Below are 21,439 nucleotides of genomic sequence, written 5' to 3' on the forward strand. Positions count from 1 at the left end.
CTCCTCTACGTCGCCGGGTATCGTCGCAGCATCTGCGCGCGTGCGTCGTCCCCCGCATGCACAGGGTATCCGAACGCCCCGCGCAACGTGCAGGCGAGCGCTCCGCTGACGGCGGCCACATCGAGGCATCCGGCGAGATCGGCCCCACCCGCCCGTGCCGCGAGGAACCCGGTGAGGAAGGCGTCCCCGGCCCCGAGCGCATCGACGGCGTCGACCTCCCGGATACCGGTGCGCCGCACGGAAGTGGCGTCGAAGCCCACGGAGCCGCGGGCACCCCGCGTCACCACGGCCGATCCCATGCCGCAGGCCACGGCGAAGCGGCCGAGGTCGTCGATCTCGGAATCGCTGCGGTCCCCTCCCGAGAAGAACCCCACGTCGACGTGCGGAGCGGTCGCCCGGATCACGTCCGGCGACGCGTCGTCGGAATAGTCGTACGACACGCGGCTCCCCCGTTCCGCGATGGCCGGGAGCTCCGGCTCCAACGACGAATAGACCGAGGTGTGCACCCGGTCGAAGCCGGAGAGGTATTCATGATCGGCCTCGCTCAGCCGCAGCCTCAGCTCGGCCTGGACTCCCCCGCGATTCGAGGCGACGAAGCGCCGGTCGCCGTCCTCGTCCAGCGCGACGAAAGCCATGCCGTTCGCGCCGCGCACGCGTCTGACGCGGGCGCCGTCCACTCCGATCTCGTCGAGGACGCCCCGCACGTGTTCTGCGAAGCGGTCGTCCCCCATGATCCCGACGAATCCGGCGGTGCCGCCGAAGAAGAGCCTGCTGTACGCGGCGACGTTCAGTGCGTTACCCCCGGGATAGGCCAGGTCCTCATGCAGATAGCAGTCGAGCACGTTGTCCCCGACGCCGACGAGCGAGGGGGGCGGCACCGCGGCGAGTGCGGCCCTGAGCTGACCCGTATCCATCGTCATCCCTTCACACTCCCCGCCGCGACTCCGGCGACGAAGTACCGCTGCAGCGCGAGGAACACGACCACGATGGGCAGGGCCGCGATGGTCAATCCTGCCAGGAGCACACCCCACTCGGTGGAGAGCGAGTCGCGGAACGACATCAGTCCCGCGGGGATGGTGCGTAGCGCATCGGCGTCGATGTAGACGATCGCGAACAGGAACTCGTTCCAGGCGAAGTAACCGGTGAGGACGGCAGCGGTCGTCAGCACGGACGCGCTCAACGGCAGGTAGACGTGCCGGAAGACTCCGAACGAGCGGCAGCCGTCGATGGTCGCCGCGTCCTCGAGCTCACGGGGGATGCCGAGGAACACCGAACGGATCAGCAGGATCGCCATGGGCAGACGGAAGGCCACGTAAGGGAGGATCATCGCCCAGTACGTGTTCAGCAGCCCCATCGTGTCGAGAAGCCGGTAGAGCGGGATGAGGCTCACCTGGGGCGCCACCACCAGCCCGCCCATCGCCACGATCAGCACGATGTTCGCGACCCGGCTCGACAGCCTCACCATGCCGTAGGCGCACAGGGCCGCGATCGCGACGGTCGCGACGGTGGAGATGATCGTGACGATGACGGAGTTGACGAAGTAGTCGGAGATCCCGCGGTCCCAGGCGGCGGCGTAGTTCTGGACGAGCCAGACCGACGGCAGGCCCCACGGATCGGCGAAGATCTCGGACGAGGATTTGAAAGAGGAGATCACCATCCAGAGCAGGGGGTAGGCGATCACGACGGCGTAGACGGCCAGGATCACCTGGACCGGGGCACGGCGGACACGTTCCGCCGGACGAAGCCGGGTACTGCTCATGTCATTGCCTCCCGCTTCGGAACGAGACCATCTGCACGACGGACAGCACGAGGGTGATCACGAAGATCAGGCTCGCGATGGCTGAGGCGTAGCCCATCTCGTTCTGGAAGAAACCCTGGTTGTACATATAGGTCGCGAGGACCTGGGTGGTGTTTCCCGGACCGCCCTTGGTCAGGATGTAAGGCTCGTTGAACACCGTGAAAGCGCCGGAGACGGTGAGGATCATCGCGACGAAGATCATCTCCTTGGCCTGCGGGACGGTGATGCTGAAGAACTGGCGAACCCGTCCGGCGCCGTCCAGCGACGCGGCTTCGTAGTATTCCTCCGGGATCTGCTGCAGTGCGACGACGTAGAGCATGCAGACGTAGCCGATGCTCTGCCACTGGGAGACGCCGATGACCGCTCCCATCGCCGTGTCGACATCAGCCAGCCACGCCGTCTGCAGGCTGCCGAGTCCGATCGCCTCCAGCAGAGCGTTGAGGAGTCCGCCGCGGGCGTTGTACACGAACGTGAACAGCAGCGCGATCACGGTCATCGAGATCACGGCGGGAAGGAAGTACACGCTGCGCAGGAACGCGCCCATGCGCGGTCCGAGCAGCCGGGTCAGCCAGGCGGCGATCACGAGGGAGCCACCCACCTGGCAGACGATCGAGAGGACCGCGTACAGGATGTTGTTGCCCAGGGCCGTCGCGATGATCGGATCGCCGAAGAGCCGCGCGAAGTTGTCGAGGCCGACGAAGCGCATCTCCCCGCTGCCGGCGCTGAAGGAGAAGAAGCCGAAGGCCGCATTGGCGACCAGCGGGTAGTACACGAACACCCCGATCAGGATGATCGCGGGAAGCACGTAGAGCAGGTTCGACCAGGCTCGGGAGCGTGTTCTCATCACGGTGTCTCTTCCGAAGGTGGGAGGGGCTGCCGGCCACGGGTGCCGGCAGCCCCGGTGCGGATCAGGAGGCGTCGCGCACGCGCTTCGCCGCTTCCTGCACGGCGGCCATGACCCCCTCGGGGGTCTGCTGGCCGCTGAGCATCAGCTGGGTCTCGGACAGATACGCCTGCACGATCTGCGGATCGTAGGCGTTGTCGAGCCAGGTCGTCATCGCCGAGGCGTCGACGATCCCCTGGGCGAGCTCCCGTGAGATCTCGGGCACATCCGCCTCTTCCACGGCCCCCTTGACCGGGCTCAGCTCGCCCGCTCGTTCCGCGTAGGCGATACCGCTCTGCTTGCTGAGCAGGAACTCGAGGAACCGCTGGGCCTCCTCGGGATGCTCCGTGGTCTTCGAGATCGCGAAGCCCTCCGGCGCTCCGGTCAGTTCCGCCGGATCGCCCTTGCCACCCGTGACGGCGGGGAAGTTGAACGTGCCGTACTCGAACTGCGCGTCGCCGAAGTACCCCACCTCGGCGCTCTGCATGTACATGATCGGCGCCTCCCCCGCGATCCAGGCGTTGCGCGCGATCTCATGCCCGACGGCCGTGAGGTCGTCGTTCATGTACTCGGCGAGTTCCTGGAAGCGCTCCAGTGCCCGGACATATCCCTCGTCCGTGAACTCGCCGGTCGCCGGATCCTGATCCGCTGCGAACACCTCCGGATCGACGACACGCTGATTCAGCGTGCCGACGTAGTGCGCGATCGTCCACTGCTCCTGCGCACCGTACTCGATCGGGGTCATACCGGCGTCCTGGATCGTCTCCAGGACGTCGATGAACTCGTCCCACGTCGCCGGCGCCTCAAGTCCCAGCTCCTCGAAGACGTCCCTGTTGTAGAAGAACAGCTTCGACTGCATCCCCACCGGCAGGCCGTAGGAGGTGCCGTCGACCTCGAAGGCCTCCAGCTGACTCGGGTAGAAGCTGTCCCGGAAGTCCGCGTCCTCCTCGAGCCACGGCCCGAGGTCGAGCAGGGCGTCATTGGAGACGAGCTCGTCCACGAACGAACCGCTCCAGGTGAACAGGACGTCAGGAGCATTGGCGGAGCCCGCGACGACCTTCACCTTGTCCTTGTAGGCGTCGTTGAGCACGCTCTCGACGGAGACCTTGATGTCGGGGTTCTCCTTCTCGAACTCCGCCACCATGTCGTTGTAGTACGAGTTCTTCGGCTCGTTGGGCCAGCGGTGGAAGAAGCTGATCTCCACCTGGCCGTCCGACGCCTCGCTCTCGCCTCCGGCGCACGAGGCCAGGGGTAGGACGAGGGCTGCGGCGGCCGCAGCCGCCAGGCCGATCCGGGCTGATGTTCGCATCGTTGCGATCCTTTCGTTCCTAGTACTCCATGCGCCACATGTAGCGGCGCACGCTGAGGGGGTGTCCTCGGTGGTCGGCGAGTGCATCCGCGTACGCGCGGAGCACGACGTTGAAGAGGAGGTGGGCGAAGACGCCGCGCACCTCCGGAGCGACGACGTCCAGGCCGAACTCCTGGGCGTCGAGGACGAGCACCCGATCCGAGTGCTTCGTGACGAAGTCCACCGCGCGCTGCTCGACGGCCCGCGTCTCGTCGAGTCCGAGGAGGGCGATGAACGGCACGTCCTCCTCGGTGATCTCGAAGGGGCCGTGGAAGTACTCGCCGGCATGGATGGCGGCGGAGTGCACCCACTGCATCTCCTGCAGCAGGCAGATGGCGAACGAGTAGGCGGAGCCGTAGTTGGAGCCTGCCGCCATCGTGTAAATCAGGGGCTCGCGACGGTGGCGGTACCCCCAGGCATCGGCGGCAGCGGAGTGCGCTTCGCGCGCTGCCGGCACGAGGGCCGGCAGCTGGGCGACGGCCTCGTCGACTGCGCCGGCGATGCCGGCCTGTTCACGGTCGTCCAGGATGCCGGCCGCCAGGCGCAGCAGCAGCGCGGGACCGACGTGGGCCTCGCTCTTCCCCTCACCGTGCTGATACGCCACCACGTGCTCCGATGCCTCGGCGAGCGGCGACGTCGGGTCGAACGTGAAGGCGACCGTGAGCGCACCGCGCTCGCGTGCGTGCTTCGCCGCGGCCACCGTCTCCGGCGTGGTTCCGGAGTGCGAGCAGAGCAGGACGAGGGTGTCGGCGTCGACGCGCGACGAGGCGCGGCTGGTGAACTCGGCCGCATTGAGCGCGGTCGCCTCGAGCGACACCGCCTTGGTGCCGAACAGGTACTCGATGGGCTGCATGACGGCAAAGGAGCCGCCGCAGGCGGTGAGCACGACGCGCGAGATGGTGTCCCGGGTCGCGATCGCCTGGCGGGCCGCAGCGAGCTGGTTCTCGATAGCGGCGGAGTCGACGAACAGAGCGGTGGCAGACAAGATGGTCCCTTCTGATGACCTTCGATCAAACATCATGACTCGTTATATAACGTCATGTGATGACTGACGATAGCGAGCACGAAGACGCCTGTAAAGAGGTACGGCGAAAATCGTTCGGCGGAGTCACCGAAAGAGCGGGCCTCGCGCGCTTCTTCCGGCGGCGCACACCGGGTGTCCGGCGGCCGCGGGATCAGCCGCGCCGGCGGCCGCGGACGGCCTTGAGGGCCATCTGCACGGCGATCACCATGAGATACGCGGCGAAGAGGAGGTTCCCGACGGTCGGGTCGACGATGGTCGCCAGCCACGCGCCGAGGGCCGTGGTGGTGCACGCCGAGACGCCGATGAGAAGTGCGGCCAGGAGGTCGACGTTGCGGTTGCGGAGGTTGCCGACTGTGCCGGAGAGAGCCGTCGGGATCATCATGAGCAGCGAGGTGCCCTTCGCGACGAGGTCGCTCGTCCCGAACGCGAGCATGAGCACCGGGACGACGATGACGCCGCCGCCGACGCCGATGAGGCCGGCCAGGACGCCGGTGCCGATTCCGACGACCACCAGGGCGATCCCGGTCAGCCAGGTGAGCTCGAAGACGGCGTCGCGCGACGGGATCACGAGGAAGAGGCTCACGATCACGACGACGAGGAAGCCGACGAAGCCCCAGCGGAGGGCGGTCTGCGAGATCCGCGGGAGCAGGCGGGTGCCGATCTGCGCGCCGACCACGGCCCCGGCGGCGAGGATCAGCGCCGGGATCCAGGCGACGGAGCCCGATGCGGCGTAGGAGATGACGCCGACGGTCGCCGTCGGGACGATCGCCGCCAGCGAGGTTCCGGCTGCCAGCCGCTGGTCGAACGCGAGCAGGAGCACCAGCAGCGGGACGATGACCGTGCCGCCGCCGACGCCGAAGAGACCGGAGAGGAGGCCGGCGAGGAGGCCGATGCCGATGAATGCCGCGTAGGCGCGAGGCCCGCGTTTCAGGACCGTCGCATCGTTCACCGGATCAGCCTACTCCCGGCCTCTCCCCCGCTCGAATCGGTGCCGGGTCAGACCTCCGAGTCCGCTGTGACGGGCACCGCGATGGACTCCGTGAGCGCCTGCTCGTAGCGTCGCTGCCGGCGCCGCAGCCACAGCCCGCCGGCGATGAGCAGCGCGAGGATGACGTAGGCGACCGCGGAGAACGGCTGCGCGATGAGCGTCGTCAGGTCGCCCTGGCTGAGCTGCAGCGCACGACGGAGCTGCTCCTCCCCCATCGGCCCCAGGATCATGCCCACCACCAGCGGCGCCACCGGGAATCCGTACCGCCGCAGGAAGTAGCCCAGGACGCCGATGATGAGCAGGATGAGGATGTCCACGACCGCGAAGTTCAGCGCGTACGCCCCGAAGGCGGCGAACAGGAGGATGCCGGCGTACAGGTACGGCCGCGGGATCTGCAGGAGCTTCACCCACATGCCCACCAGGGGCAGATTCAGCACGAGCAGGATCACGTTGCCGATGTAGAGGCTCGCCACCAGCGCCCAGACGAGGTCCGCCTGTCCGGTGAACAGCTGCGGCCCGGGCTGCAGGCCGTAGGTCTGGAACGCGGTGAGGATGATCGCCGCCGTCGCCGTCGTCGGCAGGCCCAGCGTCAGCAGCGGCACGAGCACGCCCGCGGCGGCCGCGTTGTTCGCCGACTCCGGGCCCGCGACACCCTCGATGGCCCCGCGGCCGAACTCGTCCTTGCGGCGCGAGAGCTTGCGCTCGGCGGCGTAGGACAGGAAGGTCGCCACGTCGGCCCCGCCAGCCGGGATCGTGCCGATCGGGAAGCCGATGGCGGTGCCGCGGAGCCAGGGCTTCCACGACCGACGCCAGTCGTCCTTCGTCATCCAGCTGCGCCACCCACGGGAGACGGGGATCACGTCGATCGCGCCGTGACGCAGCCGGGCCGCGACGTAGAGCGTCTCGCCGACGGCGAAGAGCCCGACCGCCACGAGCACCACGTCGATGCCGTCCGCCAACGGGAGCAGGCCGAGCGTGTAGCGCTGCTGCCCCGAGAGCCAGTCGGTGCCGACCAGGCCGAGGAACAGACCGACGCCGAGCGACAGCAGGCCACGCGACACGGAGGACCCCATGAGCGCACCGACCGTGACGAAGGCCACGACGATGAGGGCGACGTAGTCGGCCGGCCCGAGGTTCACGGCGAACTGCGCGAGTACCGGGGCGAGCAGCGTCAGGCCGACGGTCGCCAGGGTGCCCGCGACGAACGACCCGAGCGCCGCGGTGGCCAGGGCCGCCGCTCCCCTCCCGAGCTTGGCCATCTTGTTGCCCTCGATCGCCGTCACAATCGACGACGACTCCCCCGGCGTGTTCAGGAGGATGCTCGTGGTCGACCCCCCGTACATCCCGCCGTAGTAGATCCCCGCGAACGTGATCAGCGCTGCGGCGGGTTCCAGCGTGTAGGTGAGCGGGAGGAGCAGGGCGACCGTCATCGCCGGCCCGATCCCGGGAAGGACGCCCACGGCGGTGCCGATCAGCACGCCGAAGAAGGCGAAGACGAGGTATTGGGGCTGCAGCGCGGTCGCGAACCCCTCGAGGAGCAGACTCCAGCTGTCCATCAGAACATCCTTCCCAGCCAGCCGAGCGCCGGTCCCCACGGGAGCGACAGCCCGAGCAGACCGCCGAACACGACCTGCACGACCAGCGCGACGATCACGCCGATGAGGAGCGCCGTCCACCAGCGCCGCGCACCGAGCGCCCAGGCGACGCCGCCGAACAGCAGGGCCGCGGCGGGTGCCCAGCCGAGCGGTTCGATGAGGAGCAGGTGCGCGACCACCAGCGCCACGATCTTCACGAGCGTCAGCCAGTCGGTCGGGAGGCTCTGATCGACGTCCTCTCCGTCCTCCGGCACACCGCGGTGTCCGCGGAAGATGCTCACGACGACGGCGAGCGACGAACCGAGCAGCAGCACGGAGACGAACAGCGGGAAGACCGTGGGCCCCACCTGGCCGCCTGCGGGCACATGGATGGTGAAGACACCGGCGAACGCGAACACGCCGAGGGCCACCATGAGCAGGGCGAAGACGAGCTCCCCCCGCGGGAGGGACGCGGCGAGGCGTGCGGACCGACGGGCATCGGTCCGCACCTCCTCGCCGGGTCCGGAAGACCCGGTCGTCATCTCAGCCGACCAGCCCGATGTTCTGCAGCGTCGTGGTGACCTCGGCGATGTTGCCGTCCAGGAACTCGTCGAACTCCGCGCCCGTGAGGAACGCGTCCGCCCACCCCCGCGTCCCCAGCTCGTCCTTCCACGCGTCGGACGCCTCCAGCTCGGTGACGAGGCGCTCGAGCTCCGAGCGCTCGGCGTCGCTGATCCCGCCCGGGGCGATCACACCGCGCCAGTTGGTGAGCACGACGTCGTATCCGGAGTCGGTGATCGTGTCGACGTCCGGCAGCTGTGTGACCGGCTCCTCCGACGAGACGGCGAGGGCCTTCATGGTCCCGGCCTCGATGTGCTGCAGGAACTCGCCGACACCGGAGATGCCCGCCGAGACCTTGCCGCCGAGGATCAGCGACGTCGCCTCGCCGCCGCCCGAGTTGGGCGTGTAGTTCAGCTTCTCGGCGATCTCCGCGCCGTCGAGCCCTGCCTCCTCGAGCAGCAACCCGGCGAGGATGTGATCGGCTCCTCCCGCGGAACCGCCGGTGATCGTGACCTCCTGGCCCTTGTCCACGACATCCTCGACGAGGTCTTCCAGCGTGTCGTACTCCGAGTCGGCGGGCACGACCACGACGAGCGGTTCATCCGTGAGCCGGGCGATCGGTGTCATGTCCTCGATGCGCACGGCGGAGGTGTTGGTCTCCACCGCTCCCACCATCACGAGGCCCATGACCATGAGCGTGGCCGGGTCCTTCTCGTTGGCGAGCTGTGCGAGGCCGACCGTGCCGCCCGCGCCGCCGACGTTGGTGACGGGCGCCGAGCCGACGATGTCCTCCTGCGTGAGCAGCTGCGACAGGGCCCGGCCCGTCTGGTCCCACCCTCCGCCCGGGTCGGCGGGGACGACGATGTTCACGTCGGTGATGGCGACCGCCTCATCGCCGCCGTCTGAGCCGGCGGCTCCGCCGTCGGTCGTCGAGCACGAGGTGAGGACGAGGGCGGTCGCGGCGACGGCCGCGGCGAGGGTCCCGATGCGGGCATGATTCATGGCGCTCCTCCTTGAGCGTTCGGATGCAATCCGTCCACTGTCGAGGCGCAGATGCGCACGCTCAACCTTCGGAAACCATTGGTCGCGTTCCGTAACTATTGGTCGCGAACACCTCTGCCGGCGGCTCGCGGCCCGGGAACCCAGCCGGGAGAATGGACCCGTGGCCTCGAAGATGACGCTCCGCGTGCAGCTGCTCGCGCTGCAGGCGCTGATCGTGTTCCTGGTGACCCTCGGCACCGGCATCGCCGCCGGAGCGTTCCAGGAGAACGCGCTCCGCGAGGCCTACAAGGACCGCATGCAGGCGGTCGCCCAGTCCGTCGCCGCACTCCCCGTCGTCCTCGATGCGTTCGACGACGAGGATCCGGCCGCCGCCATCCAGCCGGTCGCCGAGGTCATCCGCGAGGCCTCCGACCTCGCCTACGTGGTGGTCGCCAACGACGAGGGCATCCGATACTCGCATCCGAACACCGACCGCATCGGGGAGCGGGTGTCCACCGACCCGTCGATCCCGCTGGGCGGGGAGATCTTCGTGGGCACGCAGACCGGCACGCTCGGGACGTCGTGGCGGGTGAAGGTGCCCATCCGCGACGAGGACGGCGCGGTGATCGGCACAGCCTCGGTCGGCATCCTGGAGTCGGAGCTGAACGAGGAGTTCACCAGCAACCTCGTGGGACTCATCTCCGCCATGCTCGCTGCGGCGGTGCTCGGGGTCTTCGGCGCCGCGTGGGTGACGTCGTTCATCCGTCGCCGCATCTACCGTCTCGAGCCGCACCAGATCGCGGCGCTCGTCAAGAACCAGGAGACGACCCTGCACGGGCTGAGCGAAGGCGTCGTGACGGTGGACGGGGCCGGGCGGATCACCCTGGTCAACGACGCGGCCGCACGATTCCTCGGTCGCGATGCCGCCGACCTCGACGGCGCTCCCGCGGACGAGGTCCTCGGCACCGAGCTCGCCACGGTGCTCCGCGAGGGCGAGGCCGCGGGACGCCCCGTGATCGTCGGCTCGCATGTGCTCGTCGCCCGGAGCACGGCGTCCGGGAACGGCTCCGCCGATGTGGGGGCGACGCTCCTGCTCCGCGACCACACCGAGCTGCACGACGTCGTTCGCCGGGTCGAGGCGGCCGACGCCATCATCGCCTTCCGGGAGCGCTACGGCCTCCCGAAGGGTCTGAGCGCGGAGACGCTGGAGCGGGTCTCTGCGGCCCTCGCGGCCCGGCCCGACGCCTCGGCGACCGAGATCGGCGACGACCTGGCCATCTCCCGCGTCAGTGCCCGCCGCTACCTGGAGCACCTCGCGGCGACCGGACAGGCGGTGCGCTCGCTGGACTACTCCACGAAGGGACGGCCGGGGGCACGCTACCGGATCACCGCCCCTCGATGAACGACGAAGCCCGCCACCCCGGAAGGGGCGGCGGGCTTCGTGGGGAGAGAGGTCCTTACTCGGACTTCTTCTCGACAGCGTCCTCGGCGGCGGCCTCAGCGGCCTCGCCCTCGGCCTGCGACTCGGCGCCGGCCTCGGCAGCCGTGTCGTCGGCAGCGGTCTCGTCCGCGGGAGCCTCGACGGTCTCCTCGGCGGGAGCCTCCTCGGCGGCGGGCTTCTCGTCCTTCGGAGCCGCGGCGGCCTTCTTGGTCGACTTCGCCTTCGGGGTGACAGGCTCGAGGACGAGCTCGATCACGGCCATGGGAGCGTTGTCGCCCTTGCGGTTGCCGACCTTGGTGATGCGCGTGTAGCCACCCTCGCGGTCCGCGACGAGCGGAGCGATCTCGTTGAACAGGACGTGCACGACTTCCTTGTCACCGATGACCGACAGCACGCGACGGCGGGCGTGCAGGTCGCCGCGCTTGGCGAAGGTGATGAGGCGCTCGGCGAGCGGACGCAGGCGCTTGGCCTTCGTCTCGGTCGTCTTGATCGACTTGTGGGTGTACAGCGCAGCGGCGAGGTTGGCAAGCAGCAGGCGCTCGTGGGCGGGGCCGCCTCCGAGGCGGGGACCCTTGGTGGGCTTGGGCATAATCGTCTAACTCCTGGTCAGAAAGGGTCGGGTATCAGAAGGACTCGTCTTCGCTGCCGCCGTAGAAGTGGGCGCCGTCGAAACCGGGCACCGAATCCTTGAGCGACAGACCGAGCGAGATGAGCTTGTCGCGCACCTCGTCGACCGACTTCTGGCCGAAATTGCGGATGTTCATGAGCTGCGTCTCCGACAGGGCGACGAGCTCAGAAACGGTGTTGATGCCCTCACGCTTCAGGCAGTTGTACGAGCGGACCGACAGGTCGAGGTCCTCGATCGGCATCGACAGCTCGCTGGAGTTCACAGCCTCCACCGGCGCCGGGCCGATCTCGATGCCCTCGGCCTCGACGTTCAGCTCGCGGGCGAGACCGAACAGCTCGGTGAGCGTCTTGGCAGCCGAGGCGACGGCGTCGCGCGGGCTGATCGCCGACTTGGTCTCGACGTCGAGGATGAGCTTGTCGAAGTCGGTGCGCTCACCGGCACGGGTGGCGTCGACGCGGTAGCTGACCTTGAGCACGGGCGAGTAGATCGAGTCGATCGGGATCTGACCGGCCTCGGCGTACTCGTTGCGGTTCTGCGTCGCGGAGACGTAGCCACGGCCGCGCTCGATGGTGAGCTCGAGCTCGAACTTGGCGGTGTCGTTGAGCGTCGCGATGACGAGCTCGGGGTTGTGCACCTCGACACCGGCCGGAGCCGAGATGTCGGCGGCGGTCACTTCACCGGCACCGGTCTTGCGGAGGTACGCGGTGATGGGCTCGTCGCGCTCGCTGGAGACGACCAGCTGCTTGATGTTGAGGATGATCTCGGTGACATCCTCCTTCACGCCGGGGATCGTGCTGAACTCGTGCAGCACACCGTCGATGCGGACGCTGGTGACAGCGGCACCGGGGATCGACGACAGCAGGCTGCGGCGCAGCGCGTTGCCGATCGTGTAGCCGAAGCCGGGCTCCAGAGGCTCGATGATGAACCGGCTCCGGTTCTCGACGATCTTTTCCTCGGTCAGTGTGGGACGCTGTGCAATAAGCACTCTGTGTTCCTTTCGATCACATGCCCGCTATATGACATGTGGTGGGGTGAGGTCTTGAGTTGTGGAAGTCGATGCCCCACGCGGGGCGCCGAGCCGCTCGACCCGAAGGACGAGCGGCTCGGCACACGCATCAGACGCGGCGGCGCTTCGGCGGACGGCAGCCGTTGTGCGCCTGCGGGGTGACGTCCTGGATCGAACCCACCTCGAGGCCGGCGGCCTGCAGCGAGCGGATCGCGGTCTCGCGGCCGGAGCCCGGACCCTTCACGAGGACGTCGACCTTCTTCACGCCGTGCTCCGCAGCCTGGCGGGCAGCGGACTCCGCTGCCATGCCGGCGGCGTACGGGGTCGACTTGCGGGAGCCCTTGAAGCCCACGCCACCCGACGAGGCCCAGGCGATGACGGCGCCGGACGGGTCGGTGATCGAAACGATGGTGTTGTTGAACGTCGACTTGATGTGGGCCTGGCCCAGCGCGATGTTCTTCTTTTCCTTGCGGCGCGGCTTGCGCGCGGCGGCCTTGGGTGCAGCCATGAAAGTGTTCTCCTAGTCCCTGGCCGCTGCTTAGCGGGCCTTCTTCTTGCCGGCGACGGTGCGCTTCGGGCCCTTGCGGGTACGGGCGTTGGTCTTGGTGCGCTGACCGCGGACCGGGAGACCACGACGGTGGCGGATGCCCTCGTAGGAGCCGATCTCGACCTTGCGGCGGATGTCTGCGGCCACCTCGCGGCGCAGGTCACCCTCCACCTTGTAGTTGCCTTCGATGTAGTCGCGGAGGGCGACGAGCTGGTCGTCGCTGAGGTCCTTCACGCGGATGCTCTCGTCGATGTCGGTCGCCTTGAGGATCTCGACGGAGCGGGTACGGCCGACGCCGTAGATGTAGGTAAGGGCGATCACCACGCGCTTGTCGCGCGGGATGTCAACGCCGGCAAGACGTGCCATGCGGTTCTCCTGGGTGTTGTGGAGGTGTGGAGCAGGATCGGTGCCCGGGCCTCCGCCCCGAGGTGTCAGCTCCGCGTCGTCCGACAGGCGGGAACCTGGGTTCCTGAGCCTGTCGAAGGATCGAAGCGTCTGATCCTGCCGTTTCGTGTTGAGTTATGAGATTGCGAGAGCGGCGCTCACGCAGCGGGGGCGCTCAGCCCTGGCGCTGCTTGTGACGCGGGTTGCTCTTGCAGATCACCATGACGCGGCCGTGGCGGCGGATCACCTTGCAGTGGTCGCAGATCGGCTTGACGCTGGGGTTGACCTTCATGATGTTTCCTGTTCGCTGTCTTCACCGGGCAGGCGCGAAGCCTGGGGTGTTACTTCTCGACCGATCAGCGGTAGCGGTAGACGATGCGGCCGCGGGTCAGGTCGTAGGGGCTGAGTTCCACGACCACACGGTCCTCGGGGATGATGCGGATGTAGTTCTGCCGCATCTTTCCGGAGATCGTTGCCAGGACCTTGTGTCCGTTGCTGAGCTCAACGCGGAACATCGCGTTGGGGAGAGCCTCGGAGATCACGCCCTCGATCTCGATGACACCGTCTTTCTTAGCCATAGCCTCGCTGACGCTTCTGCAGATCGGTCGATCTGCGGTGGGTGGGTGGTGTGCGGTACCGGGCCGGATCGGACACGCCGAACGCATGGCACAAGGCACCAAAGATCTATGTTATCCGACGACGCCCCATCCGGCAACTTGGCCGGACGGGGCGTCGAGCGGATGGGCGGGTGTCAGCCGAGCAGGTCGGTGAACCGCTTCATGTCTTCCTGGTTCTGCAGGTCGAGGCGCTCTCCGTCGATCTCGACGGTCGGCGTGCCCTGGATGTCGTTGCTCTTCGCCTGTGCGGCGCCGAACTTGCGGTACGTCTCGTCCGTGATGCAGGACACGACGTCGTCGCCCGCGCCGACCTGGGTGGCGAACTCGGCGAGCTGTTCGTTCGTCAGGCCGGGGGTGTTCTCCGCCGGCTGGTTCTCGAACAGGACCTTGGCGTAGTCGAAGTACAGGTCGGAGTCCGACTCGGCGACGCAGAACGCCGCGCCGGCCGAACGGGAGGAGAACTCGGTGCCCTGCGAGAAGCGGTCGAGGATCGCGATGGGGTGCTGCTCGAGCGTGATCTCCCCGCTCTGGGCCTTCGCCTCGAGCGCCGCACCGAACTGGTCCTCGAAGGACTTGCAGACCGGGCACTGGAAGTCGAGGAAGACCGACACGGTCGTGTCGCCGTCGCCCATGGAGACGGAGCCGGCCTCGGCGTCGAAGTTGTCGCTGGCGGACGGGGTGGCGCCGGGAGACGTCGCCTGGTTGTTGAGGAACACCACGAGTCCGCCGAGGGCCACCAGGACCACGACGACGGCGATGGAGACGCCGATCGCGAACCAGTTGGTGTTGCTCTTCGCCGCTGCCATTACTTTCCGATCTCTCGAGGCTCGACCCCGAACGGGGCGAGTCCGGCTCTTCCACCATCGGGCGCGGTGAGCACCCAGATGCCCCCATCATGCAGGGCGACGCTATGTTCCCAATGTGAGCCGTCGGTGCCGTCGACCGTGGTGACCGTCCAGTCGTCGTCCTCCACGAACGTCGCCTCACCCCCGGCGGTGACCATCGGCTCGATGGCGAGCACGAGTCCTGGCTTCACGTCCGCGCCGCGGTCTGGTGTCCGGTAGTTGAAGACGCTGGGCGCCTCGTGCATCTTCCGACCGATGCCGTGACCGACGTACTCGCGGAGGATGCCGTAGGGCTCGCCGCTCACGGCGGACGGCCCCTGCGCCTCGATGTAGTCCTGGATCGCGGCGCCGATCTCGTCGATCGAGGACGCCGAGGCCATCGCGGCGATCCCCGCCCACATCGACCCCTCCGTCACACGCGAGAGCTCCTCACGGCGGGCCACGAGCTCAGGGTGTTCGGGATCCGGGACGACGACGGTGATCGCGCTGTCGCCGTTCCAGCCCTCGAACTGGGCTCCGCAGTCGACCGAGACGATGTCGCCGGGCTGGAGGACCCGCTCCCCCGGGATGCCGTGCACGACCTGCTCGTTGACCGAGACGCAGATCGTGTGGTGATAGCCCTTGACGAGCTGGAAGTTCGACTCCGCACCCCGCTGCAGGATGGCGCGGTTCGCGGCGGCGTCGAGCTCGATCGTCTTCACCCCCGGCTTGATGAGGGCGCGGACGGCGTCCAGGGCCTCGGCGGTGATGAGGCCGGGTTCGACCATGGCTCGTAGCTGAGCCGGGGTCTTGTAGATCGAGCGGCGGAACATCTCAGGCGGCGGAGGCGGGGGAACGCAGCCCGCGAGCGGCCAGAGCGGCGGCGATGCGCTCCGTGATCTCCTCGAGCGAGCCCACACCGTCGATGCGGTCGACGATGCCGCGGCTGCTGTAGACCTCGATGATCGGCGCCGTCTCCTTCTCGTAGATGTCGAGTCGGTGCGCGATGGCTTCGTCGGTGTCGTCGGAACGCCCCTGCTCCGCAGCGCGAAGGGCGAGGCGGGCGATGCTCTCCTCCCGCGGGACGTCGAGGAGGATCACCGCGTCCAGCGCCTCGCCGCGTCCTTCGAGGAACGCATCGAGGTGCGCCACCTGCGCGGTGTTGCGGGGGTAGCCGTCGAGGAGGAAGCCGTTCTCCGCGTCCTCCTGGCTCAGCCGGTCGCGCACGATCTCGCTGGTCAGCTCGTCCGGCACCAGGTCGCCCTTGTCGAGGATCGCGGTGACCTGCTGGCCGAGCGGCGTCCCCTCCTTGATGTTCGCGCGGAAGATGTCGCCGGTCGAGACGACCGGGATGCCGTAGGACTCGGCGATGCGCACACCCTGGGTGCCCTTGCCGGAACCCTGGGGGCCGACGATGAGCAAACGGGCAGTGGGTCGGTGCCCTTCGACGGGCTCAGGGACCAGGTGGGGCACTGTCATCGGAGAAGTCCTTCGTAGTGTCGCTGCTGCAGCTGGGCGTCGATCTGCTTGACCGTCTCGAGACCCACGCCGACGATGATGAGGATCGACGCGCCACCGAACGGGAAGTTCTGGTTGGCACCGACCGTCGCGAGCGCGATGAGCGGGATCAGGGCGATCAGGCCCAGGTAGAGGGAACCGGGGAGCGTGATGCGGGTGAGCACGTAGTCCAGGTACTCCGCGGTCGGACGGCCGGCCCGGATCCCGGGGATGAAGCCGCCGTACTTCTTCATGTTGTCGGCGACCTCGACCGGGTTGAACGTGATCGCGACGTAGAAGTAGGTGAACCCGATGATCAGCAGGAAGTATGCCGCCATGTAGATCGGGCTGTTGCCGGTGGTGAAGTTCGCGCTGACCCAGCTGACCCACGCGGGCGGGGTGGAGCCGTCCTGCGGGGTGTTGAACTGGGCGATGAGCGCGGGGATGTACAGCAGCGACGAGGCGAAGATGACGGGGATCACACCGGCCATGTTCACCTTGATCGGGATGTACGTGTTCGTGCCGCCGTAGGTGCGACGGCCCACCATGCGCTTCGCGTACTGCACGGGGATGCGCCGCTGCGACTGCTCGACGAACACCACGAGTCCCATCACGATGATGCCGACGAGCAGCACGAGGAGGAAGACCTCGAAGCCCCGGGTCTGCCAGATGATCGACATCGCGCCGGGGAACGTCGCGGCGATCGAGGTGAAGATCAGCAGCGACATGCCGTTGCCGATGCCGCGCTCGGTGACGAGTTCGGCGAACCACATGATCAGACCGGTACCGGCCGTCATCGCCATGATGATGAGCACCTGCGCCCACCAGACGTCGTTCGTGAGGAGCTGGGTACACGCGCCGATGTCGGTCGTACCGAAGAGCTGGCCGGTGCGGGCCACGGTGACGAGCGTCGTGGACTGCAGGAGCGCGAGGGCGATCGTGAGGTACCGCGTGTACTGGGTCAGCTTGGCCTGCCCGGCCTGGCCTTCCTTGTGCAGCGCCTCGAAGTGCGGGATGACGACGCGCAGGAGCTGGGTGATGATCGTCGCGGTGATGTACGGCATGACGCCGAGCGCGAAGATCGACAGCTGCAGCAGCGCGCCTCCGGAGAAGAGGTTGACGAGTCCGAGCAGACCCTCGGTGCCGGCGTTGGCCGCGAGACACTGCTCGACGTTCGGGAAGTTGACGAACGGCGCGGGGACGTTCGAGCCGAGGCGGTAGATCGCGATGATCGCGAGAGTGAAACCGATCTTCCGACGCAGGTCGGGCGTGCGGAAGATCCGCGCGATGGCGCTAAACAAGAACGTTCCTCCTGAAAAGGTGGCCGAACCCCCGAGGGGCGGCTGAAACACCAGGGTAACCCACTCCGAGGCCGGGGGAATGCGTGCGGTCGGCTTCTCCCCCGCCGAACCAGAAGAGGGGCCGGAGAATCTCCGACCCCTCTTCCTCAGTGGTTACTTGACGGATCCGCCCGCAGCCACGATCTTCTGCTCGGCAGAACCCGAGACCTTGTCGACCGCGACGGTGAGCTTCACGGCGATGTCGCCGTTGCCGAGAACCTTGACCTTCTCGTTCTTGCGAACCGCACCCTTGGCGACCAGGTCGCTGACGGTGACGTCGCCACCCTGGGGGTAGAGCTCCGCGAGCTTCTCCAGGTTCACGACCTGGTACTCGACGCGGAACGGGTTCTTGAAGCCACGCAGCTTCGGCGTGCGCATGTGCAGCGGCATCTGGCCACCCTCGAAGCCGACGCGCACGGTGTTGCGGGCCTTGGTGCCCTTCGTGCCGCGACCGGCCGTCTTGCCCTTCGAGCCCTCACCGCGACCGACACGGGTCTTCGCGGTGTTGGACCCGGGGACGGGACGCAGGTGGTGGACCTTCAGCACACCGGGGCGGGACGCCGGGGCGTCCTTCTTCGGCGCAGCCTTCGCGGAGCCGTCAGCCTTGGCGTCGGCGGCACTGGTCTTGGCCGGTGCCTTCTTCGCGGCGGGCTTCTTGGCAGCGTCGGCCTTGGGAGCCGCCGCCTTCTTGGTGGCCTTCTCGGCCTCGACGGCCTCGTTCTTCTCAGCCATTAGTCGATCTCCTCAACCTTGACGAGGTGGGCGACGGTCTTGACGTAGCCGCGCGTCTGCGCGTCGTCGGGGCGGACGGTGGTGTCACCGATCCGCTTGAGACCGAGGCTGCGCAGCGTGTCGCGCTGGTTCTGCTTCTCGCTCACCTTGGACTTGATCTGCGTGACCTTGAGTCGCGCGGCCATCAGGCACCTACCTTCTGTGCGGCGATGGCCTCGGCCTCGGCGCGGACGAGCCGGGCCGGGGCGACCTGGTCGAACTCGAGACCACGGCGTGCGGCGACGGCGCGGGGCTCCTCGAGCTCCTTCAGGGCGGTGACCGTCGCGTGCACGATGTTGATCGTGTTCGACGAGCCGAGCGACTTGGACAGCACGTCGTGGATGCCGGCGCACTCGAGCACGGCGCGGACCGGACCACCGGCGATGACACCGGTACCGGCGGCGGCGGGGCGCAGGAGCACCACACCGGCGGCCGACTCACCCTGCACGGGGTGCGGGATGGTGCTGCCGACGCGCGGGACGCGGAAGAAGTTGCGCTTGGCCTCTTCGACACCCTTCGAGATCGCCAGGGGGACCTCACGGGCCTTGCCGTAGCCGACGCCCACCAGACCGTTGCCGTCACCGACGACCACGAGAGCGGTGAAGCTGAAGCGACGACCACCCTTCACGACCTTCGAGACGCGGTTGATGGTGACGACGCGCTCCAGGAACTGGTTGTCGCCGCGGTCGCGCGAGTTGCGGTCGCGGCCGCCCTGGTTACGGTCACGTCCGCCGCGGCGGCCGTCCCGCTGGTCGCGAGAGGGCTCAGCCTGCGTGGTGCCGGCGGCCGTCTCGGAAGTGGCAGCAGCCGCTTCGGTCACTTCGTTCTCCTTGTTGTCACTCACAGTGCCAGACCCCCTTCACGGGCGCCGTCGGCGATGGCGGCGACACGACCCGCGTAGCGGTTGCCGCCACGGTCGAACACTGCCTCGGAAACGCCTGCGGCCTTCGCGCGCTCGGCGAGGAGCTCGCCGACCTTGCGAGCCTTGGCGGTCTTGTCGCCATCCAGCGAACGCAGGTCGGTCTCGAGCGTCGAGGCCGAGGCGACCGTGTGGCCCTTGCTGTCGTCGACGAGCTGCACGAAGACGTGACGCGCCGAACGGTTGACGACGAGGCGCGGACGCACCTCGGTGCCCACGATCTTCTTGCGAAGACGGGCGTGACGACGCGCGCGGGCGTCAGACTTTGACTTGAGAGCCATGGTTACTTACCACTCTTTCCGGCCTTGCGACGCACGTTCTCGCCGGCGTAGCGCACACCCTTGCCCTTGTACGGTTCGGGCTTGCGGATCTTGCGGATGTTCGCAGCCGCCTCACCGACGGCCTGCTTGTCGATCCCGCTGACGGTGAGCTTGTTCGTGCCCTCGACCGTGAGCGTGATGCCGGCGGGCGGGTCGATCAGGACCGGGTGCGAGAAGCCGAGGGCGAACTCGACCGAGTTCCCCTTCTGCTGCACGCGGTAACCGGTGCCGACGACCTCGAGACCCTTGGTGTAGCCCTGGGTCACGCCGATGATGTTGTTGTTGATGAGCGTGCGGGTCAGGCCGTGGAGAGACCGGGACTCGCGCTCGTCGTCGGGGCGGGTGACGAGAACCTGGTTCTCCTCGACCGACACCTCGATGGGGCTGGCCACCGTGAGGGTGAGCTCACCCTTGGGGCCCTTCACCGCGACCTCACGGCCGTCGACCGAAACGGTCACGCCCGCGGGAACGTCGATGGGAAGTCGTCCAATACGCGACATTTCGGATTACCACACGTAGGCGAGAACTTCTCCGCCCACGCCCTTCTGCTCAGCCTGGCGGTCCGTGAGGAGACCGGAGGAGGTGGACAGGATGGCCACGCCGAGGCCGCCGAGGACCGTGGGGATCTCGGTCGACTTCGCGTACACGCGCAGGCCGGGCTTCGACACGCGCTTGATGCCCGCGATCGAGCGCTCGCGGTTCGGACCGTACTTCAGCGTCAGCGTGAGGTTCTTGCCCACGCGAGCGTCGGAGGTCTCCCAACCGGCGATGTAGCCCTCCTGCTGGAGGATCTCTGCGATGTGCGTCTTGAGCTTGCTCGACGGCAGCGTCACGGTGTCGTGGTGCGCCGAGTTCGCGTTGCGCAGACGGGTCAGCATGTCTGCGACCGGGTCTGTCATTGTCATTGTTGTCTACTTTCGATCATGAGGTTCCGGCTGCCGTTACACGACAGACGGCCTGCGATGAGCACGCAATCTTCAATTGTACGTGCACATCGACGGGCTCAGTGACACGGAGACCACTGAGCCCGTCGAAGGGTCACGCCTGGGCGTCGTCCGCGCGGAACGGGAAGCCGAGGTGACGCAGCAGCGCGCGTCCCTCGTCGTCCGTCTTCGCCGAGGTCACGACAGTGATGTCGAAACCACGGACGCGGTCGATCTTGTCCTGATCGATCTCGTGGAACACGCTCTGCTCCTGGAGACCGAAGGTGTAGTTGCCGTTGCCGTCGAACTGCTTGCCCGACAGACCGCGGAAGTCGCGGATGCGGGGCAGCGCGAGCGACACCAGGCGGTCCACGAACTCCCACGCACGGTCGCCACGGAGGGTGACGTGCGCGCCGATGGCCTGGCCCTCACGCAGCTTGAACTGCGCGATGGACTTGCGGGCCTTGGTGACGATCGGCTTCTGGCCGGTGATCTTGGTGAGGTCGTCGACCGCCCCATCGATCACCTTGCTGTCGCGAGCAGCCTCGCCGACACCGGTGTTCACGACGACCTTGACCAGGCCGGGGATCTGCATGACGTTCTCGTAGCCGAACTCGTCCTGCAGAGCCTTCTTGATCTCGGCGTTGTACTTCGCCTTCAGGCGGGGCTGGATCTTGCCAGCCACCGCAGCGTCGGTCGTTGCCATCAGAGGTCCTTACCGCTCTTCTTCGCGAAGCGCACGCGGACGGTGCGCTTCACGCCGTCCTTGGTCTGCTCCTCGACCCGGTGGCCGACCTTGGTCGGCTTCTTGGTCGAGGGGTCGACGAGTGCGACGTTCGAGATGTGGATGGGCGCCTCGACGGTCTCGAGGCCACCCGTCTTGGTGCCACGCTGCGTCTGACCGACGCGCGTGTGCTTGGTGACGTAGTTGACGCCTTCGACGACGACACGGTTCTGCCCGACGAGGACGTCGAGGACCTTGCCCTGCTTGCCGCGGTCGCCACCACGCTCGGGCTTGGCGCCCGAGATGACCTGAACCAGGTCGCCCTTCTTGATCTTCGCCAT

The 21,439-nt window shown here is 67.7% G+C and carries 28 protein-coding genes; 1 reads left to right on the top strand and 27 read right to left on the bottom strand.

The genetic code is table 11. The annotated features are described in order from the left end of the window. Positions 1 to 5: 5 nt before the first annotated feature. From M4D53_RS13110 to M4D53_RS13150, 9 genes are all read right to left on the bottom strand, one after another. Positions 6 to 920, bottom strand: a complete 915-nt coding sequence (locus M4D53_RS13110) for a PfkB family carbohydrate kinase (protein WP_259954429.1) — start codon at positions 918 to 920, stop codon at positions 6 to 8. After that, the gene (locus tag M4D53_RS13115; protein ID WP_187662232.1) at positions 917 to 1,759 is read right to left on the bottom strand and encodes a carbohydrate ABC transporter permease; all 843 of its coding nucleotides are present in this window, start codon (positions 1,757 to 1,759) and stop codon (positions 917 to 919) included. Before M4D53_RS13115 ends, M4D53_RS13110 begins: the two co-directional genes overlap by 4 nt. Before the next feature lies 1 nt (position 1,760). Next, on the bottom strand, positions 1,761 to 2,642 hold the full coding sequence (locus M4D53_RS13120; RefSeq protein ID WP_259954431.1) for a carbohydrate ABC transporter permease: 882 nt from the start codon (positions 2,640 to 2,642) through the stop codon (positions 1,761 to 1,763). 64 nt (positions 2,643 to 2,706) lie between these two features. Further along, positions 2,707 to 3,990 carry an ABC transporter substrate-binding protein gene (locus tag M4D53_RS13125; protein WP_187662234.1) on the bottom strand — a complete coding sequence of 428 codons (1,284 nt, stop codon included), beginning with the start codon at positions 3,988 to 3,990 and terminating at the stop codon, positions 2,707 to 2,709. Positions 3,991 to 4,009: 19 nt separating this feature from the next. Next, complete coding sequence (locus M4D53_RS13130; protein WP_259954432.1) at positions 4,010 to 5,014, bottom strand: SIS domain-containing protein; 1,005 nt, start codon at positions 5,012 to 5,014, stop codon at positions 4,010 to 4,012. 190 nt (positions 5,015 to 5,204) lie between these two features. Continuing rightward, complete coding sequence (locus M4D53_RS13135) at positions 5,205 to 6,002, bottom strand: sulfite exporter TauE/SafE family protein (protein WP_259954433.1); 798 nt, start codon at positions 6,000 to 6,002, stop codon at positions 5,205 to 5,207. Between the two features lie 47 nt (positions 6,003 to 6,049). Next, positions 6,050 to 7,597 (bottom strand): tripartite tricarboxylate transporter permease, encoded by a 1,548-nt coding sequence (locus M4D53_RS13140; RefSeq protein WP_259954434.1) that lies wholly within the window; start codon positions 7,595 to 7,597, stop codon positions 6,050 to 6,052. Beyond that, positions 7,597 to 8,157, bottom strand: a complete 561-nt coding sequence (locus M4D53_RS13145) for a tripartite tricarboxylate transporter TctB family protein (RefSeq protein ID WP_259954435.1) — start codon at positions 8,155 to 8,157, stop codon at positions 7,597 to 7,599. The genes M4D53_RS13140 and M4D53_RS13145 overlap by 1 nt, the downstream gene beginning before the upstream one ends. A gap of 1 nt (position 8,158) precedes the next feature. Next, positions 8,159 to 9,178 carry a Bug family tripartite tricarboxylate transporter substrate binding protein gene (locus M4D53_RS13150; protein WP_259954436.1) on the bottom strand — a complete coding sequence of 340 codons (1,020 nt, stop codon included), beginning with the start codon at positions 9,176 to 9,178 and terminating at the stop codon, positions 8,159 to 8,161. 160 nt (positions 9,179 to 9,338) lie between these two features. Here M4D53_RS13150 and M4D53_RS13155 point away from each other — a divergent pair, with 160 nt between their 5' ends. After that, positions 9,339 to 10,559, top strand: coding sequence for a PAS domain-containing protein (locus M4D53_RS13155; RefSeq protein WP_259954437.1), 1,221 nt, complete (start codon positions 9,339 to 9,341; stop codon positions 10,557 to 10,559). Between the two features lie 55 nt (positions 10,560 to 10,614). Here the strand turns inward: M4D53_RS13155 and rplQ are convergent, their stop codons facing one another. The 18 genes from rplQ to rplX form a co-directional block, all read right to left on the bottom strand. Next, on the bottom strand, positions 10,615 to 11,187 hold the full coding sequence (rplQ, locus tag M4D53_RS13160; protein WP_071328950.1) for a 50S ribosomal protein L17: 573 nt from the start codon (positions 11,185 to 11,187) through the stop codon (positions 10,615 to 10,617). Positions 11,188 to 11,221: 34 nt separating this feature from the next. Next, entirely contained in the window at positions 11,222 to 12,211 is a 990-nt protein-coding gene (locus M4D53_RS13165) for a DNA-directed RNA polymerase subunit alpha (protein ID WP_025102386.1), read from the bottom strand. 130 nt (positions 12,212 to 12,341) lie between these two features. Further along, complete coding sequence (gene rpsK, locus M4D53_RS13170) at positions 12,342 to 12,740, bottom strand: 30S ribosomal protein S11 (protein WP_017829189.1); 399 nt, start codon at positions 12,738 to 12,740, stop codon at positions 12,342 to 12,344. 30 nt (positions 12,741 to 12,770) lie between these two features. Further along, positions 12,771 to 13,145: a 30S ribosomal protein S13 gene (gene rpsM, locus M4D53_RS13175; RefSeq protein ID WP_187662242.1), complete on the bottom strand. Its 375-nt coding sequence runs from the start codon at positions 13,143 to 13,145 to the stop codon at positions 12,771 to 12,773. A gap of 193 nt (positions 13,146 to 13,338) precedes the next feature. After that, positions 13,339 to 13,455, bottom strand: coding sequence for a 50S ribosomal protein L36 (gene rpmJ, locus M4D53_RS13180; protein ID WP_005050492.1), 117 nt, complete (start codon positions 13,453 to 13,455; stop codon positions 13,339 to 13,341). Positions 13,456 to 13,519: 64 nt separating this feature from the next. Beyond that, positions 13,520 to 13,741: a translation initiation factor IF-1 gene (infA, locus tag M4D53_RS13185; RefSeq protein ID WP_017201569.1), complete on the bottom strand. Its 222-nt coding sequence runs from the start codon at positions 13,739 to 13,741 to the stop codon at positions 13,520 to 13,522. A gap of 173 nt (positions 13,742 to 13,914) precedes the next feature. Beyond that, complete coding sequence (locus M4D53_RS13190; protein ID WP_187662243.1) at positions 13,915 to 14,586, bottom strand: DsbA family protein; 672 nt, start codon at positions 14,584 to 14,586, stop codon at positions 13,915 to 13,917. Then, positions 14,586 to 15,437, bottom strand: a complete 852-nt coding sequence (map, locus tag M4D53_RS13195; RefSeq protein ID WP_187662244.1) for a type I methionyl aminopeptidase — start codon at positions 15,435 to 15,437, stop codon at positions 14,586 to 14,588. The genes M4D53_RS13190 and map overlap by 1 nt, the downstream gene beginning before the upstream one ends. 1 nt (position 15,438) lies before the next feature. Beyond that, on the bottom strand, positions 15,439 to 16,083 hold the full coding sequence (locus M4D53_RS13200; protein WP_187662245.1) for an adenylate kinase: 645 nt from the start codon (positions 16,081 to 16,083) through the stop codon (positions 15,439 to 15,441). After that, complete coding sequence (gene secY / locus M4D53_RS13205) at positions 16,080 to 17,402, bottom strand: preprotein translocase subunit SecY (RefSeq protein ID WP_187662246.1); 1,323 nt, start codon at positions 17,400 to 17,402, stop codon at positions 16,080 to 16,082. Before secY ends, M4D53_RS13200 begins: the two co-directional genes overlap by 4 nt. A 153-nt stretch (positions 17,403 to 17,555) precedes the next feature. After that, a complete protein-coding gene (gene rplO, locus M4D53_RS13210; protein WP_259954467.1) occupies positions 17,556 to 18,173 on the bottom strand; it encodes a 50S ribosomal protein L15 in 618 nt (205 codons plus the stop codon). Next, complete coding sequence (rpmD, locus tag M4D53_RS13215) at positions 18,173 to 18,358, bottom strand: 50S ribosomal protein L30 (protein WP_017201575.1); 186 nt, start codon at positions 18,356 to 18,358, stop codon at positions 18,173 to 18,175. The genes rplO and rpmD overlap by 1 nt, the downstream gene beginning before the upstream one ends. Beyond that, a complete protein-coding gene (rpsE, locus tag M4D53_RS13220; protein ID WP_269474805.1) occupies positions 18,358 to 19,032 on the bottom strand; it encodes a 30S ribosomal protein S5 in 675 nt (224 codons plus the stop codon). The genes rpmD and rpsE overlap by 1 nt, the downstream gene beginning before the upstream one ends. Before the next feature lie 20 nt (positions 19,033 to 19,052). Further along, positions 19,053 to 19,412: a 50S ribosomal protein L18 gene (gene rplR, locus M4D53_RS13225; protein ID WP_187662248.1), complete on the bottom strand. Its 360-nt coding sequence runs from the start codon at positions 19,410 to 19,412 to the stop codon at positions 19,053 to 19,055. Positions 19,413 to 19,414: 2 nt separating this feature from the next. Continuing rightward, entirely contained in the window at positions 19,415 to 19,951 is a 537-nt protein-coding gene (rplF, locus tag M4D53_RS13230) for a 50S ribosomal protein L6 (protein WP_187662249.1), read from the bottom strand. Between the two features lie 6 nt (positions 19,952 to 19,957). Next, positions 19,958 to 20,356 carry a 30S ribosomal protein S8 gene (rpsH, locus tag M4D53_RS13235; protein WP_025102396.1) on the bottom strand — a complete coding sequence of 133 codons (399 nt, stop codon included), beginning with the start codon at positions 20,354 to 20,356 and terminating at the stop codon, positions 19,958 to 19,960. Between the two features lie 133 nt (positions 20,357 to 20,489). Continuing rightward, positions 20,490 to 21,080 carry a 50S ribosomal protein L5 gene (gene rplE, locus M4D53_RS13240; protein WP_187662250.1) on the bottom strand — a complete coding sequence of 197 codons (591 nt, stop codon included), beginning with the start codon at positions 21,078 to 21,080 and terminating at the stop codon, positions 20,490 to 20,492. Continuing rightward, complete coding sequence (gene rplX / locus M4D53_RS13245; RefSeq protein ID WP_187662251.1) at positions 21,080 to 21,439, bottom strand: 50S ribosomal protein L24; 360 nt, start codon at positions 21,437 to 21,439, stop codon at positions 21,080 to 21,082. The genes rplE and rplX overlap by 1 nt, the downstream gene beginning before the upstream one ends.

Source organism: Microbacterium meiriae, assembly GCF_025143875.1.
GTDB classification, from domain to species: domain Bacteria; phylum Actinomycetota; class Actinomycetes; order Actinomycetales; family Microbacteriaceae; genus Microbacterium; species Microbacterium meiriae.